We start from the raw sequence: 14,637 nt of genomic DNA, 5'->3' as shown, positions 1-14,637 counted from the left end.
GGGTGGGTCGATTGTTAGGTTGGAAGAAATGGCTGGCCAGCTTCGCCGGAGTGTTGTGTGTCTTTTCTTTTTCAAGCTTGCCTGCCGAAGCCACGGTGTATCCGGATGTGCCGGCGTCTCATTGGAGTGCGAAGGAAGTAACGTATCTAAGTGAGCGAGGGGTGCTTAAGGGCGGCACGAACGGAAGGTTCAACAAGGATGCACCAGTGACGAGAGCGCAAGCGGCCGCTATTTTGGTCCGGGCGAAAGAGCTGTCCATGGCGAATGTACCGGATCCAGGATTCCAGGACGTACCGAAATCACATCCTTTTTACAAAGAAATTGCAGCGGCCGTGCATGCCGGCTGGTTCTCGACGGCCCAAAGCTTTAACCCGGATGGCCAGCTGACGCGTGCGGAAATGGCAAAGATCACAGCGAACGCGTTTGATCTGCAGGGCACGGCATCGGCTGATTGGGAGGACATGGGCAAGGCGCATTGGAGTACCCCTTTTGTTGAACGGATCGTGGCGAACGGCGTGACATCCGGCTACACGGCGACAAAGTATCGCCCTGCAGGAGTGGTGACACGTGCCCAGTTTGCCGTATTCATTGCCCGGGGACTTGATCCTGCGTACCGCTTAACCGTTGCTGTGTATCCGAAAAAAGCGGCGGAGGACATTTTTTACCCGCAATTTCGGGACACGAGCGGACAGAAGGATTTTCAATACTTAAATGAATACTACGTGAATGAAGGCGAGGAGATGGAGGATACGAAGAAGGAATTGACGGAGCTTGCGAAGGAAGATCCGGAGCGTGGCCACTTGTACACGTATGAAGCCTCTTACCGGGTGGCGCGGGCAGACCGAAGTTATATTAGCATCGTGTTTGATCATTATTATTATACGGGAGGCGCCCACGGATACACCTCGCTTTCTTCGCAGAACTATGATGTACGGAATGCGTTCTTTATGCTGCTGGGAGACCTGGCGACGAAAGCGGATTATGAGCGCAAGGTGATCGACCGGATTAACACGCAGGGCGCTTACCTGCAGAAGCAAGGCAGAGGCGACTGGAGTCATCTCTACAGCCTCGGCGGCTACCAGCGGCAGTTTTACATGACAAATGACGGATTTGTCGTCTACTTCAATCCCTACCAGCAAGGCTCCTACGCAGCAGGGATTTGGGAATTTAAGCTCCCGTACTCGTTGATTCGCTGATTAAGGATCGGTGATCAATAGGAAAGAAGAATATGAATGAAAAAACCCCCGTTTCTAGCAGTTGGATGCTAGGAGCGGGGGTTTTTGTTGTTGATGGGGAAGAGGGCTTTTGCGCTTTAAAGTGGTGGGGGTCAGACCCCCACCACTTTAAAGCGATAAAACATGAAATAACTAGTTTACTAAATGTGAAATCTAGACTATTCTAATGATTACATAGTTAGAAGGGGGTGGGTCATTTGTATAATTTTACAAAGTGGGTATCAGCATGGTTAATAGGTTTATTGGTATTATCTTTTTCCGTGTCAAATGCGGAAGCCGCGTCTTATCCGGACGTGCCGGCTTCTCACTGGAGTGCCAAGGAAGTTTATTATTTAAGTAATTTGGGAGTATTAAAAGGCGGGACGAATGGAAAGTTCAACAAAGATACGGCCGTTACGCGGGCCCAAGCGGCAGCCATTTTAGTCCGGGCGAAAAAGCTCCCGCTGACGAATGTGCCGAATCCTGGGTTCCAGGACGTGCCGAAGTCACATCCATTCTATAAAGAAATTGCGGCAGCTGTGAATGCGGGCTGGTTCTCAAAGGCGGCTAAATTTAATCCGAATGGGAAGCTGACGCGCGCAGAAATGGCGAAAATCACAGCGAATGCTTTTAATTTGAAGGGTACAGCGCCGGTAGAGTGGGAAGATATGAGCCGCAAATATTGGGGTGCTCCTTATGTAGAGCGGCTCGTCGCTAACGGTGTGACATCTGGCTACACGGCAACCAAGTACCAGCCGACAGGTGTGGTGACACGGGCGCAATTCGCGGTATTTACGGCTCGTGGACTTGATCCGAAATTCCGGTTGAAAGTGGCCTCATATCCGAAAAAAGCGGCAGACGGAATTTTTTACCCGCAGTTTAAGGACACAAGCGGGAAGAAGGATCTTTCTTACTTGAATGAGCATTATGCGGAGGTAGGGAAAGAAATCGCTGCCTTCAAGAGAGAGTTTATGGAGAAAGCTAGGAGAGATAAAGGGTACGGCGATCGTTACTTTTATGAAATCTCTTATAAAGTAGCCCGTTCAGATTTAAGCTATATTAGTGTTGTGTTTGAGCAGTACGAGTATGCGGGAGGTGCTCATGGCTATGAGCAGCTGTTCTCCTACAACTATGATGTAAAGAATGATTATTTCATGGAATTGGATGACCTTGCGTTAAAGTCGAATTACAAGCGTGCGGTGATCGATCGAATCAACGCACAGGCTCGCAATTTGGAGAGGCAGGGTCGAATCGGTTCATGGGATGGGCTTTATAGCTTAGATGAGCACCAATATCAGTTTTATATGAAGCCGGATGGATTTGTTATGTATTTCAATCCTTATGAATATGGCTCTTATGCAGACAGTATTAGGGAGTTCACCCTTCCATATTCACTGATTCGCTGATTAGTATAAAAGAAAAAACCCCCGCTTCTAGCAGTTGGATGCTAGGAGCGGGGGTTTTTGTTGTTGACGTGCTTTTATGCTTTAAAGCGGTGGGGGTCAGACCCCTCATAATTAAGTTAACGAAGAAGCAGGCACATCTCCCCAGGCAATCTCGCCGTTGATGAGGGTGGCGAGGACCTTGATGTCTTTGATTTCCTCTGGCGGGCAGGTGAGCGGGTCTTGGGCGAGTATGGCGAAGTCGGCTTGCTTGCCTTCTTTGATGGTGCCTTTTTCGTTTTCTTCGAAGTTGAGTTCGGCTCCGTAGATGGTCATCGATTTGAGCGCGGTGACGACATCGATCTTTTGGGATTCACCTAGGACGTGGCCGTTTCTCGTTAATCGGTTGACCGCTGCCCATACAGAAAACAGCGGAGAGATCGGTGTGATCGGGCAGTCGGAATGCAAGGTGAATAATAGGTCTAGATCCACGGCTTCTGCGAGAGGGTTCATTCGCTCGGCACGGTCGGGCCCCAGGAAAATATCGCGGTGACGGTCGCCCCAATAGTATACATGATTGATGAAGAAGGAAGCCGCGATGCCATGCTGCTTCATCGTCTGCAGGTCTGCTGTGCTGGCGGTTTGCACATGCTCAATCCGGTGACGGTGATCGTTTCTCGGATACTTTTGCACGGCTTGGCTGAGCGCTTCGATGTTCGAGCCAATCGCCCGGTCGCCGTTGCCATGAATGGCGATGCGGAAGCCGCGGTTGTGAAGGTCCGCAATTTCCTCATTGAATGCCTCTTGTTCATTCAAGAGCTCGCCGATCTGATCGGGCTTGCTGTAATACGGCTCCCGGAGTGCGGCCGTGTAGCCCTGGATCGATCCGTCCTGGAAATGCTTCGCGCTGTCTAGGCGCACACGGCCGTTTGATTTTTGCTGAAGCTCCTCGTCGGTTTGCTCCGCTGTGTAGCCAGCCAGCACGCCGTCTTCACGGAACAAATGGTTCAAAATCATAAGCCGCATGTTCAGTGGATTTTTTCCTGATTTGGCGGCAGCTAAGTGGGCGTCCAGTTCAATCGCGCCTTTATCGAGTCCCACGCCGGCATCGGTGCACGTCGTAATGCCTTGAGCTAAATACTCCTTCGCACCGTTTGCGATCGCTTCGACTAAGTCCTCCACTGTCGGCTTTGGAAGAGCAGGGGCCACTAGTTGGAGTGCCGGGATTTCATGAACGACCCCATCCAGTCGCCCGTTCTCATAGCGTCCGAAAAATCCGCCTTCCGGATCTGGCGTTTGTTCCGTGATGCCGGCGAGCTCCAATGCTTTGGAGTTCACAGCCGCAAAATGGCCGGAGATGTGCCGGAGAAATACCGGGTGGTCCGGTGCCGCTTGATCCAAGTCGTCTCTCATCGGATGTCTTTTTTCCGCGAGCAGCGTGTCATCATAGCCCCAGCCCATGATCCACTTGCCCGGAGGCGTGTGCTGGGCCTTCGTCTTAACCTTTTGGACGATGTCGGTGATCGATTCATTTTCAGGGGAGCGGCAGTCGATAAAGTCGAGCATTTCCCCGTACATGAGCAGGTGGCTGTGCGTGTCGATGAAGCCCGGAAGCAGGGTGGCTCCGTTTAAGTCGATTTCCCGTGTGTCCGGTCCGACGGTGAAGCCAGCAGTATTGGGCTCTGACTCGGTGCACACTTTGACGATTTTTCCATCGGCCACCAGCACGGAGCGGGCGATAGTATCGTTCTCATCCAATGTGAGGACGTTAGCATTTTTTATAATTAAATCAATCGTCATCTTTCAAACTCCTTTTATATGATATTTGTTTTCTCAGGCGTTTCAGGTGGTCCATTTATTTGTCTCTGAGCAGACGGCAAGTCCTCCCAGAAGACGGCTTTGACGCTCTCCTTTGGGCTGTGCTTCGTGAGCAGGGTGACGATGATCAGGGCCGAAAGTGAAGCGATGAAGCCAGGGACCACCTCGTCTAAGCCTGTGCCGAAAAATGGCCAAATGATCGTTGCGGCTGCGCCGGCCAGCATGCTGGCAACGACGCCTGCATTGGTGGTTCGCTTCCAGAACATAATGGCTAGGAATGGGAAGACGAGTGTGGTCGCCGATATCCGGAGCGCCCATTGATACATGCTGATAATGTCAGTCATGAAGTAAGCGACGATCAGGGAAAGAACAGAAATCGCGACAACGGTAGCTCGTGCCATGAACATTAATTGTTTTTCTGTAGCATTCGGGTTAATCAGGCGGTGATACAAGTCTTGGGTGATGTTGGAGCTTCCTTGTAAAATGAAGGAATCTGCTCCGGTCATTAAAGCAGAGAGCAGGCCAACGATGACGAGGCCGCCGACAGCTGGTGAAAGCAGTTCAACCGTAATATAAGAGAAGATGAGGTCTGGGTGTATATCAGCTGGGACAAACTGGCGGGCAATCACGCCGATGGAGTATGGAAGCACAGAGATGCAGAGCGTAATGCCAAATCCGGTGAGGCCAGCTCGGATGGCGACTTTTTCTGATTTAGAGGCGAAAATACGCTGCCAAGTTGATTGCCAGATTAAATAGAACGGTGCGACAGACAGGGCGAACATCAGCACGGCTCCTGCGCTTTCTGCGCCGAATACAGTTAAGTACTCACGCGGGGTGTTTTCTAAAACAGCTGTCATCCCGCCGCTGAAATTTAGAGCGGAAAAAGCAAGGATGATGATCCCGGCGATCAGGATGATGCTTTGAATCGCGTCCGTGACAATTGTAGCGACAAGGCCGCCAAGAATTGTAAAGCCAAGGACAAGGGCGAAGGATAAGGCAATGCCGATCTTTGGATCGATGCCGTATACAATGCTGAACACCGTGCTCATGCCGACAATTTGGAGCGCGGTCGTTGGGACAGAGTAGATGAAGGCAGAAAGAACAGAAGGAATGATGCCCGTTTTGGAACCGAAGCGCTCACCAAACAAATCGGCAAGGGTGTAGAGTTTTTGCCGTCGCAGCGGCCGGCTGAATAAAGCAATCAGCAGCATACTGACCAGCATGGCGGGAAGGGCGAATTTGAAGAACCCTGACATGCCGACAGTAAAGCCCATGCCGATCCAGCCGATGAAAACGGCCGCTCCGCAGTTCGTGCTGATAATCGTGCCGACAATGTTCCAAAACCCCATATTCCATCCGGCGATTAAATAAGAATCTGACGTTTTGACCTTTGTAAAGTAATAAAAACCAACCGCGAACATGAACAGGAAATAGACAACGATATAGCTTGTGTACCAGGCCATTAAATTTCCTCCAATCTCTTATTGGATGAGCAATATGAATAAAGGCGACGTGTTAAGGGTGTCTAGGGTGAGGGGCTAAGGTGATTGAAACGTTCTGTGTGGTAGTAGGCAAGCAAGTGAATGCGGAGAGCCTCCTTTCGTTCGGTGGGATAGTGGTTGTGATAAAACTATGGCTGGATGACAACTGGTCATGATGACCGAATCACTTATAAGGAATGGTCATTATCTTAACAAATAAATTCTGAATATTCAATAAAAATGATTTCGGAATTTATTTCCTATTTTCATAAGGGGTATGAGAGAGAATGATAGGTGAGGGGTTTTAGTGCTTTAAAGGGGTGGGGGACAGTCCCCCGCTCCTTTAAAGTGATAAAGCGTACAGCATAATTTTTTCGTTGGGGCATAGAATGAGAGAAAAGGAGTCTTTAGAGGGGGTAGGTGGAAGCATGGAGGTTCGTGTGCGAAGAGGGGATACGCTTTGGCAGTATAGCCAGTTGTTTTCGATTCCACTTGTGTTGATTATGGATTCGAATCCGGGGGTTGAGACGGGGAGCCTGCAAGTGGGACAAGCGGTGCAGATTCCAGGGTTCACGACCATTACTCGGACGATTCAGCCGGGGGACACGTTTTGGGGCTTGGCGAATGCGTATCGCTTAAATGTAGATGCGCTGCTTTTGCTGAATCCGAATGTCAACCCGAGCCAGCTTCAGGTGGGGCAGCGAGTGCGGATTCCGATCCGGGTGACTTGGTTTGTGGTGAATGGGCGGGAGCCGTATGATTTTCAAGCCATGACCGATGATTTGAACGAGCTGCTGGCGATCTACCCTTTTATGAGGAGAAGGGACGCGGGAAAAAGTGTGCTCGGCCTGCCGCTGCACGATGTGCGAATCGGCACAGGGGGACGCAAGGTGCAGGTGAATGCCTCCTTCCATGCAAATGAGTGGATCACGACGCCCATTTTGATGCGGTTTTTAAACGAATATTTGCTTTCCTTGACGAACAACACGCCGATTAAAGGAGTAGCCACGCTGCCCGTGTATGGGTTGACAGAGCTGTCGGCGGTACCGATGGTGAATCCAGATGGGGTCAATCTGGTGCTGAACGGGCCGCCGCCGGAGCGTGAGGAGGAAGTGGTGGCGCTGAATCGGGGAAGCCGTGATTTCTCAGGGTGGAAGGCGAACATTAATGGAGTGGATTTGAATAAACAGTTCCCGGCGAATTGGGAGTTTGAGGCAGGCCGTAAACCGACAGAGCCAAGGCCGCGCGATTATCCGGGGGAGGCGCCGTTAACAGAGCCTGAGACGCAGGCGATGGCTGATTTGGTCAGGGATGAAAGCTTTGATCGGCTAGTAGCGCTTCATACACAGGGAAGGGAATTTTATTGGGGCTACGAAGGGCTGGAGCCACCGGAATCGCAAGTGCTGGCAGAGCGATTTGCACGGGTGAGCGGTTATGAGGCGATTCGCTATGTGGACAGCCACTCAGGATACAAGGACTGGTTTATCCAGGAATTCCGCCGGCCTGGGTTCACGATTGAGCTCGGTGAAGGACAGAACCCGCTTCCTATTGAGCAATTTGATGAAATTTACGAAGCAGCCTCTGGAATTTTGATTAGTTCGCTGATTTAGTAGAGATGTTAGTGAGGAGGTTTATAGAGGGAGTGCTTTATTGCTTTAAAGGGGTGGGGGTCTGACCCCCACCCCTTTAAAGCGTGAAAGGATTACTTTTCGCGCTTCTTTTTCGTGAGGGTGTCGTTGAATTTCTCGCCGTCGCTTCCGAGAAGAAAGTAGGAGATGATGCCGGAGAAGATCATGGCGCCGGCGGTAATGAGCAGTCTCGTTTGGAGAGCGATTTCTGAGTAATCCTTACCCAGCATCCAGAGGGAAAGTGAGCCTACTAGGATCATAACTGGTATCACAAATGTCAGCTTTTTCATAGGTTCGTTCCTTTCTTGTTTTTATCTCTAGTGTAGCATACATAGGTTGAAGGACCGGGGGGTGTTTTTTCCGTGAATAGGAAGGAAAGAAATAGAACTTTTTTATCATGGAGAGGTGGAGGACAGTTCTTTCGTTAAAGCAGGACGCATATAGTGGGAGAGAAAGGCAATGAGCCTTTCGAAGCCTTTATTCAACAAAGGGGGAACCACGTATGGGCATTTGGCTGATCCGAATTGGCGCAATTTATTTCGGGATTGGTGTGCTGCTGGGCTATTATATGTCTGTGACTCATAATCCTGCTTTAGCTGGCGTGCATGCGCATGTGAACCTTCTAGGGTGGGCCGCTCTTATGATTGCTGGTATCTTATACTATTTATTTCCTGCTCTTGCCTCAAACGGATGGGCAAAAGCGCATGTTTGGCTGCATAACATTGGTCTGCCTCTTATGATGATTTTCCTTGCTCTTAATCTCACCACCGGCAATCCAGCGTTTGGTCCATGGATTGCCATTGGAGCCACACTCACCGTGCTAGGGATCCTTGCTTTCGTCATCAATATTCTTGCTAACTTAAAACCCAAGAGGTAGATAAGGGAGAATTTGAATTTGCTTTTGTGCTTTAAAGTGGCGGGGGTCTGACCCCTACCACTTTAAAGCGATAAAGAAAGCCCGCGGTTTCATTCACCGTGGGCTTTCTTCCTGCGCATTTACAGACGTTCTTTTTTGATTTTTTCCAGGAGAGCCTGGCAGCCATTCGTGACGAGTTCATACGTTTCTTCGAAGTTGCCAGTATAATACGGGTCTGGCACGTCTTTAGGTTCATCTGTTAAGTCAAGCAGCCGCATGACTTTGGGGTGCTTGGGCTTGTTAAGCATGCGGTACAGGTTATCAATATTGCTTTCATCCATTGCCACAATGTAATCAAAAGCTTCAAAGTCATCCACCGTTAGCTGCCGGCCGACCAGTCCTGTAGCATCGATTTCGTATTTTTCCAGGATTTTCAGCGTTCCCTCATGAGGCGGTTCACCAACATGCCAGTCGCCTGTACCGGCGGAATCGATCTTAATTTGATCCTCTAACCCTTCACGCTTCACAAGGTCCTTGAACAAGGCTTCCGCCATCGGTGAACGGCAGATATTGCCAAGGCAAACAAATAACACACGAATCATTTCATACACATCCTTTTTCAGCTTCCCTATGATATATGAGACCATCGTAACAAAACAACGAACGTCTGTCATTAGAGATCAGTGTTGACTGATAGGAGGGCTTTATTGCTTTAAAGGAGTGGGGGTCAGACCCCCACTCCTTTAAAGCGATAAAGTAAAAGCCCGTTCATCAGCAGATCAACGGGCTTTGTACAGAGTACGTTATGTATAAGGTTTAATGCAGATAATGCGATTTTTCTTCGAGTAAAGTTTGAAAGTAATTTAAGCAGTTGGCAGTGCGTTCCCGTTGTCTGTTAAAAATGTGAAGTGAGCAAGAGAGTGGAAGCTGCATTCCGTTTTTGAAAACTGCGAATAGTTGTCCGTCTTTCACGGTACCTGTTTGAATATGGTGCGGGAAGATCCAGCTGCATCCATACGTGTCAGGTGAGGTAGTTGGAAATGCGCAAATGCGGTCATGGAGGCAAATCACTATAGGTGTCTTTTTGCGATATGGAAAAAGCTTGCGAATGGCTTGTATCCTGCCATCATATGTAGAAATTCTCTGTATACATGCGTCGTTGAGCAGCTTGCGAATCGTCTGCTTCGATCCGTATACCCCGTTCCTGTCATAAATAATTGAGTTGTAATCCTCGTTGAATTCTTCAACAATTGCCATGGTCGTTGTTGAAATTTGATAATTTTCTACAATTTCCATGTTTAAATCCTCCTCTGCTTTATAAATTTGAAAATTACAATAATACAGTACCATGAGTGAATCTTTTTTACTAGTATAAATTGCTCGATCATTGTAAAAATTTATCGATCAGGGAAGAAAAAGAGAGAAAAAGAGGGTAGATAGTATGGGTTTTCATGCTTTAAAGGGGCGGGGGACTGTCCCCCGCTCCTTTAAAGTGTTAAAGCAACTAACCAAAATAAAGACAGGCGAAGCGTTAGGCAGAGCGATCTCTGCCTGTTCGGTGCCTGGCTATCACTTGTATAAGTCCCATGCGAGCTTAAGCGAGTCTACGATGTAGTCGGCCGCTTCCTCGGCTGTCTGGGAGTCGACTTTGTAAGTGGAGTGGTTGACGCTATAAGCGCTTTGCCGCTTATAAAACAGCTCCTCGATTTCGTCGATATTTTTTCCTTGAAGAACAGGGCGGTTGTCGATCAGGATGTTCAGGCGTTCTTTCCATTGTTCCCAGGACATATCAAGGTAGAAGACGATGCAATTTTTTAGGCAAATTTCACGGACTTCAGGGTTCATGAATGCGCCTCCGCCGAGTGAGATGACCTTCAGCGGCTGCTCGCAGAAGGAGCGGATGGTGTCTTTCTCCATTTCCCGAAAGGCCTTTTCGCCATGCAACGCAAAAATTTCGCTAATAGACATGTTGTGTTGCTTTTCAATTTCCTCATCAATGTCGACGAACGTCCGGTATAGCTTCTTGGCCACAAGCGAACCGATCGTTGTCTTGCCGACACCCATAAATCCAATAAATACAATGCTTTTCTCTTTCACCGATGTTTCTAGATTGCTCACGGCTCACACTCTTTCTACTTATTTTCTCTTTAGTATAGTACAGAGGAGTTGGAGCGTAAATGGTTTTTCCCGAACGGCTGAATGGGAAATAGTTTAGCGCTTTAAAGTGGCGGGGGTCTGCCCCCCGCCACTTTAAAGCGCCAAAGCATCTTCTTATCATAAAAAATGTTAAAAAGTTGTTTAATTAGATGGATAGTCCAAGAGGGAAAAAGATGATAGAATACAATGGCAGTAATTTACTTGCAGGGGGATCCTTTGCAGGGGGAGCGTCTGTTTATGGTATAATGGAACAGTTGTTTTTCATACATAGGTTGTCGTTTGGGCTTTGGTCCGTTGCTTGGGGCCAGGCAGGGGCCGTTTGTTGAAAAAGGCTGGGCGAACGGGGGCCAATGGGGCTTTTTGGGCGCCAATAGAGATAAAAGAAAGGGAAGAGGAAACGATCAACATGTTGAATCAGAAGACACTTTTATTGCTGCTTGCATTTCTTGTCTTGCAGCCGGTTATTGATGTACTCACGACCGCATCGCTTATGGTTCTCAACGTCAGTTTGACGGTTGGGGTCATCGTCCGTGCACTTTATATGCTAGTGATTTTGCTGCTTTTGTTGAAGTTAGCGTTTTCAAGTCGGCTGGCCAGGAAATATGTATTTTACTTAATCGGTCTTGCTGTCGTTATTGTCATTAATATTCTTGTAAATATGAACCTGAAAGATCCTTACTATTTATTCCAAGAGTTAAAGTTTTATAACAAAGTAGTCTATTTTCCTATCTTATTCTTCGGCTTTAACTTATTGTACCTGCAGCTGAAGAAGCACCGCACGCCTTTCATGGAAAAAACAACTGCTTACTTCTTGTACGCGTCGCTCATTATCAGCGCTGTGTTCATTATCTCCTTCTTGACAGGAACAAGCTTGTCGAATTATTCCCACACGAAAATCGGCTTCACCGGCTGGTTCTTTGCCGGAAATGAAATCGGCGCCATCATGGCGATCATTCTTCCGGTCACGGCCTTGTACGCGATCGAGAAGACGGAGTCGTTCAGGACAAGCTACTACTGGCTGCCGTTCTTCTTATTATCCGTCTCTATGCTATTCCTTGGTACAAAGGTAGGCTATGGCGGGATTGTCATCGTGTTGGCGGCTTCGTGTATTTCGCTATTAATTATTTACATAACTGGCGCACGCACGAAAAAAACACGGACCAACATGCTGGTTTCGCTATTCTTGCTCGCTTTGCTTGCGTTATCCACGCCGATTACGCCGGTATTCAGCAACATGTATGCTCATTTAAGCTTGCTGAACATTGATTTAAGCAAAGATGAACCGGAGAAAGAAGAAGATCCGGAGCAGCAGGAAGGCATGGAGGGAGAAGAAGAGGAAGAGGAAGAGCCGAAAGTGACACAAGAACAGGTTCAAAACCTCGTCTTCAGCAGTCGGGAGAAGTATTTGGCTGACTACAAACAGGATTACGCGGATGCTCCGATCATGAGGAAGCTGTTCGGTATGGGCTATGCAGGGGATTATGAAGAGCCTGCACCGGGACAAGGACCTAAAATGATCGAGATGGACTTCTATGATTTGTTCTTCTCGCTTGGTATTATCGGATTTTTATACTTTATTGCGCCGCTTCTCTATTATGCCATGCGCTTTATCGTTTATTTCGTCCGGTATTTGAAGGAGACTTTCACGATTCCGTATGTCATGTACGGCGTAGGCTTCATACTCGCTGCCGGAATCGGTGCCACAGCCGGCCACGTCTTCACCGCACCAGCTGTCTCCATCTTCGCCGCCGCCATCATGTCTCTGCTTATGGTGCATAGCGGCATTATCGAAGAAGATTAGAAAAAGAGAAGAGACACTTTACTGCTTTAACGTAGTGGGGGTCTGACCCCCAGCACGTTAACGCGATAAAGCAAAGCCTTGCAGCTTAGTCTGCAAGGCTTTTTGGTTGTGGGGAATTTTGTGCGAAGCTGTGTTTGCAGGCAGGAGCCGTCGTAAATAATAAAGGGGAAGGAGGGGAAAGGTATGTCATTTTTAAGGTTTATGAAGCGGGTGGGGGGACGCTTTTTTGTGGAGCGTTTTTTCGATCAGGCAGCCCAGACGGCGTATTATTTGCTATTGTCGATGATCCCATTTTTTATTTTTATGCTCTCGCTTATCAGCTTCTTTCCTATTGAAGAGAGGGATATATTGGGCGTAATTGAGCCATATGCTCCGGGGAATACGTATGAGCTGATTCATAGAAATGTGGAGCTTGTGCTGTCTGGCGGGAATGCGCTGGCTTCCATCAGTTTCTTTTCGACCTTCTGGGTTTCCTCGATGGCTGTGCAATCGCTTGTGCGCTCCTTGAATGAAGCCTACCGGATTGAACGGACGTTGTCTTTTTTTCAAGGCGTGTTTCGGGACTTAGGGGTCACACTGATTTTTATGTTCCTCGTCCCGCTTTCGCTGCTCATACCAATAGGGGAGCAGGTGTTGCGGCTGATCTTGTCGGCAGACGGAGCAGGGGCAGAACCGGCGCCGTTTCTGCCCATATGGACGGTCGTTCGATGGGGGCTTGGTACTTTGTTCTTATTTGGCTTTTTTATTTTATTTTATAAAATTCTGCCGAGCGGGAAGCAGACCGTGAAGTTTGTTCTGCCGGGCGCTATTTTTACCGCGGTCAGCTGGCAGGCGATGTCGGTGCTCTTTAGTGAATACGCAACTGCCATGAATTATGCCCGTATTTACGGACAGCTCGCCGGGATTATCGTCCTTACTCTCTGGTTCTACTTCAGCGCTGTCGTCATCCTCCTGGGCGGCCTCATTAATAACGAATGGAAAAGGAGGAATGCTTTAACGGATTAACGCAGTGGGGGTCTGTCCCCCGCCGCATTACCGCGTTAAAGTACACACCACCTCAACCTGCTCACCGGCAATTTGTTGTGTTCAGCAAAAGGGAAACCCCGCCCCTATGTAGAAAGATAGAGGGCGGGGCATCATTTAAGCATGAAAGGGGTGAGTAAAGGTTGCCTAGGAAGTTAAGAGTGTGGATTCCGGGTGCGACGTATCATATTACGTGCCGCGGAAACCGGCGGGCGGCTTTATTTTATGATAAGAAGGACCGGCTCGCTTATTTAAAGCTGCTGGAGGAGACGCGCAGTTACTTTCCGTTCCATTTGCATGCCTACTGCTTGATGACGAATCACATCCATCTTCAGCTGGAAACGATCGATCACCCTACACAGGAGATCATGAAGATGCTGAATTCACGCTATGCAATTTACTTTAACAAGCGGCATCGTGTAGTTGGTCATTTATTTCAAGGAAGGTATAAAGCTGAGTTCATTGATTCCATCTATTATTTTCTAAAAGTGAGTAAGTATATTCATCTGAACCCTGTTGAAGCAGGGCTTGCTGCGAGAGCACAAGACTATTTGTGGAGCAGCGCTTCCGCTTTTCTCTCCGACCAACGAAATCCTCATGTGACATTGGAGAAAACGTTCTCCTATTTTCCCTCTCCATCGAAAGATCACTATCGTCAATTTATGGAATCCTCCGACGAGCTGCCTGTGATCACATCAAATATTTCCGTGAAAGAATAATTAATTGCTTAAAAAACAAGGGCATGCAAATACGCATGCCCTTGTTTATGTAGGTATAGGGAGTGCTTTAGTACTTTAAAGGAGTGGGGGTCTGTCCCCCGCTCCTTTAAAGCGATAAAGTCTTTCGCTAACATTACTCCAGCATCTCTATTTTATTTACCAAGTGATTTTAGTTGATCCATGACTTTGTTTCGGGATTTTTCGTTTCGGAGAAGAAAGGCTGCTCCAAGGGCTAGGGCCGTCATCGTTGCTTTGCCGCTCATAGATTTTTGTTTGGCCATGTTTGACACGCTCCTTTGAAAAATGTTTTGGTTGATCATTTTTACGCTTCTTGTCCTTGGCGTACTTTATGTATTCCCTGAATCTGAATGGATAAACAGCATCTGCAGTGAAGTGTTTTCTTCCTATTCTTATAGGAATTGTAAAATCTTTTGTCTGAAGGGTTGCCATATTTGCCAAGTTGCTTTATCCTCAAAACGACGCCGTTATTTTTTTATTATTTTTTATTAGAAAATGGGTATTTTTGTTTTTTTCTTCTCAATTAAGAAATGATAAAAA

General features: G+C 48.0%; 14 protein-coding genes. 7 read left to right on the top strand and 7 right to left on the bottom strand.

Features of this window, described 5'->3' with window-relative positions; translation table 11 throughout:
* Nucleotides 1-11 precede the first annotated feature (11 nt).
* Both QY97_RS09935 and QY97_RS09930 read left to right on the top strand, forming a co-directional pair.
* Nucleotides 12-1,196 (top strand): S-layer homology domain-containing protein, encoded by a 1,185-nt coding sequence (locus QY97_RS09935; RefSeq protein ID WP_039232282.1) that lies wholly within the window; start codon nucleotides 12-14, stop codon nucleotides 1,194-1,196.
* Between the two features lie 236 nt (nucleotides 1,197-1,432).
* Entirely contained in the window at nucleotides 1,433-2,620 is a 1,188-nt protein-coding gene (locus QY97_RS09930; protein ID WP_039232280.1) for an S-layer homology domain-containing protein, read from the top strand.
* A 111-nt stretch (nucleotides 2,621-2,731) separates the two neighbouring features.
* On the opposite strand, the gene QY97_RS09925 is transcribed toward QY97_RS09930, so the two are convergent.
* Both QY97_RS09925 and QY97_RS09920 read right to left on the bottom strand, forming a co-directional pair.
* Nucleotides 2,732-4,396 carry an amidohydrolase gene (locus QY97_RS09925; protein WP_039232277.1) on the bottom strand — a complete coding sequence of 555 codons (1,665 nt, stop codon included), beginning with the start codon at nucleotides 4,394-4,396 and terminating at the stop codon, nucleotides 2,732-2,734.
* A 14-nt stretch (nucleotides 4,397-4,410) separates the two neighbouring features.
* Nucleotides 4,411-5,877, bottom strand: coding sequence for a sodium:solute symporter family protein (locus QY97_RS09920; RefSeq protein WP_046128714.1), 1,467 nt, complete (start codon nucleotides 5,875-5,877; stop codon nucleotides 4,411-4,413).
* Between the two features lie 446 nt (nucleotides 5,878-6,323).
* Here QY97_RS09920 and QY97_RS09915 point away from each other — a divergent pair, with 446 nt between their 5' ends.
* Nucleotides 6,324-7,505, top strand: a complete 1,182-nt coding sequence (locus QY97_RS09915; protein WP_039232274.1) for a M14 family metallopeptidase — start codon at nucleotides 6,324-6,326, stop codon at nucleotides 7,503-7,505.
* 92 nt (nucleotides 7,506-7,597) lie between these two features.
* On the opposite strand, the gene QY97_RS09910 is transcribed toward QY97_RS09915, so the two are convergent.
* Nucleotides 7,598-7,813: a hypothetical protein gene (locus QY97_RS09910; protein WP_039232271.1), complete on the bottom strand. Its 216-nt coding sequence runs from the start codon at nucleotides 7,811-7,813 to the stop codon at nucleotides 7,598-7,600.
* 212 nt (nucleotides 7,814-8,025) lie between these two features.
* Between QY97_RS09910 and QY97_RS09905 the strand changes: the two genes are divergently transcribed.
* Nucleotides 8,026-8,400: a cytochrome-c oxidase gene (locus tag QY97_RS09905; protein ID WP_039232268.1), complete on the top strand. Its 375-nt coding sequence runs from the start codon at nucleotides 8,026-8,028 to the stop codon at nucleotides 8,398-8,400.
* 119 nt (nucleotides 8,401-8,519) lie between these two features.
* On the opposite strand, the gene QY97_RS09900 is transcribed toward QY97_RS09905, so the two are convergent.
* The 3 genes from QY97_RS09900 to QY97_RS09890 form a co-directional block, all read right to left on the bottom strand.
* A complete protein-coding gene (locus QY97_RS09900; protein WP_039232264.1) occupies nucleotides 8,520-8,981 on the bottom strand; it encodes a low molecular weight protein-tyrosine-phosphatase in 462 nt (153 codons plus the stop codon).
* A 214-nt stretch (nucleotides 8,982-9,195) separates the two neighbouring features.
* On the bottom strand, nucleotides 9,196-9,675 hold the full coding sequence (locus QY97_RS09895) for a competence protein ComK (protein WP_052717110.1): 480 nt from the start codon (nucleotides 9,673-9,675) through the stop codon (nucleotides 9,196-9,198).
* A gap of 273 nt (nucleotides 9,676-9,948) precedes the next feature.
* Complete coding sequence (locus QY97_RS09890; RefSeq protein ID WP_046128465.1) at nucleotides 9,949-10,443, bottom strand: shikimate kinase; 495 nt, start codon at nucleotides 10,441-10,443, stop codon at nucleotides 9,949-9,951.
* A 415-nt stretch (nucleotides 10,444-10,858) separates the two neighbouring features.
* Here QY97_RS09890 and QY97_RS09885 point away from each other — a divergent pair, with 415 nt between their 5' ends.
* From QY97_RS09885 to QY97_RS09875, 3 genes are all read left to right on the top strand, one after another.
* Complete coding sequence (locus QY97_RS09885; RefSeq protein WP_232506269.1) at nucleotides 10,859-12,337, top strand: O-antigen ligase family protein; 1,479 nt, start codon at nucleotides 10,859-10,861, stop codon at nucleotides 12,335-12,337.
* A 183-nt stretch (nucleotides 12,338-12,520) separates the two neighbouring features.
* On the top strand, nucleotides 12,521-13,342 hold the full coding sequence (locus QY97_RS09880; RefSeq protein ID WP_039238571.1) for a YihY/virulence factor BrkB family protein: 822 nt from the start codon (nucleotides 12,521-12,523) through the stop codon (nucleotides 13,340-13,342).
* 161 nt (nucleotides 13,343-13,503) lie between these two features.
* Nucleotides 13,504-14,079 (top strand): transposase, encoded by a 576-nt coding sequence (locus tag QY97_RS09875; RefSeq protein WP_039238569.1) that lies wholly within the window; start codon nucleotides 13,504-13,506, stop codon nucleotides 14,077-14,079.
* A gap of 152 nt (nucleotides 14,080-14,231) precedes the next feature.
* Here QY97_RS09875 and QY97_RS20985 read toward each other — a convergent pair whose 3' ends face one another.
* The gene (locus QY97_RS20985) at nucleotides 14,232-14,360 is read right to left on the bottom strand and encodes a hypothetical protein (RefSeq protein ID WP_269764108.1); all 129 of its coding nucleotides are present in this window, start codon (nucleotides 14,358-14,360) and stop codon (nucleotides 14,232-14,234) included.
* Nucleotides 14,361-14,637 lie beyond the last annotated feature (277 nt).

Source organism: Bacillus thermotolerans (assembly GCF_000812025.2).
Lineage (GTDB): Bacteria > Bacillota > Bacilli > Bacillales > Domibacillaceae > Quasibacillus > Quasibacillus thermotolerans.
The sequence above is the reverse complement of the archived record's forward strand: the minus strand, read 5'-3'. Positions and strand labels throughout refer to the sequence as shown.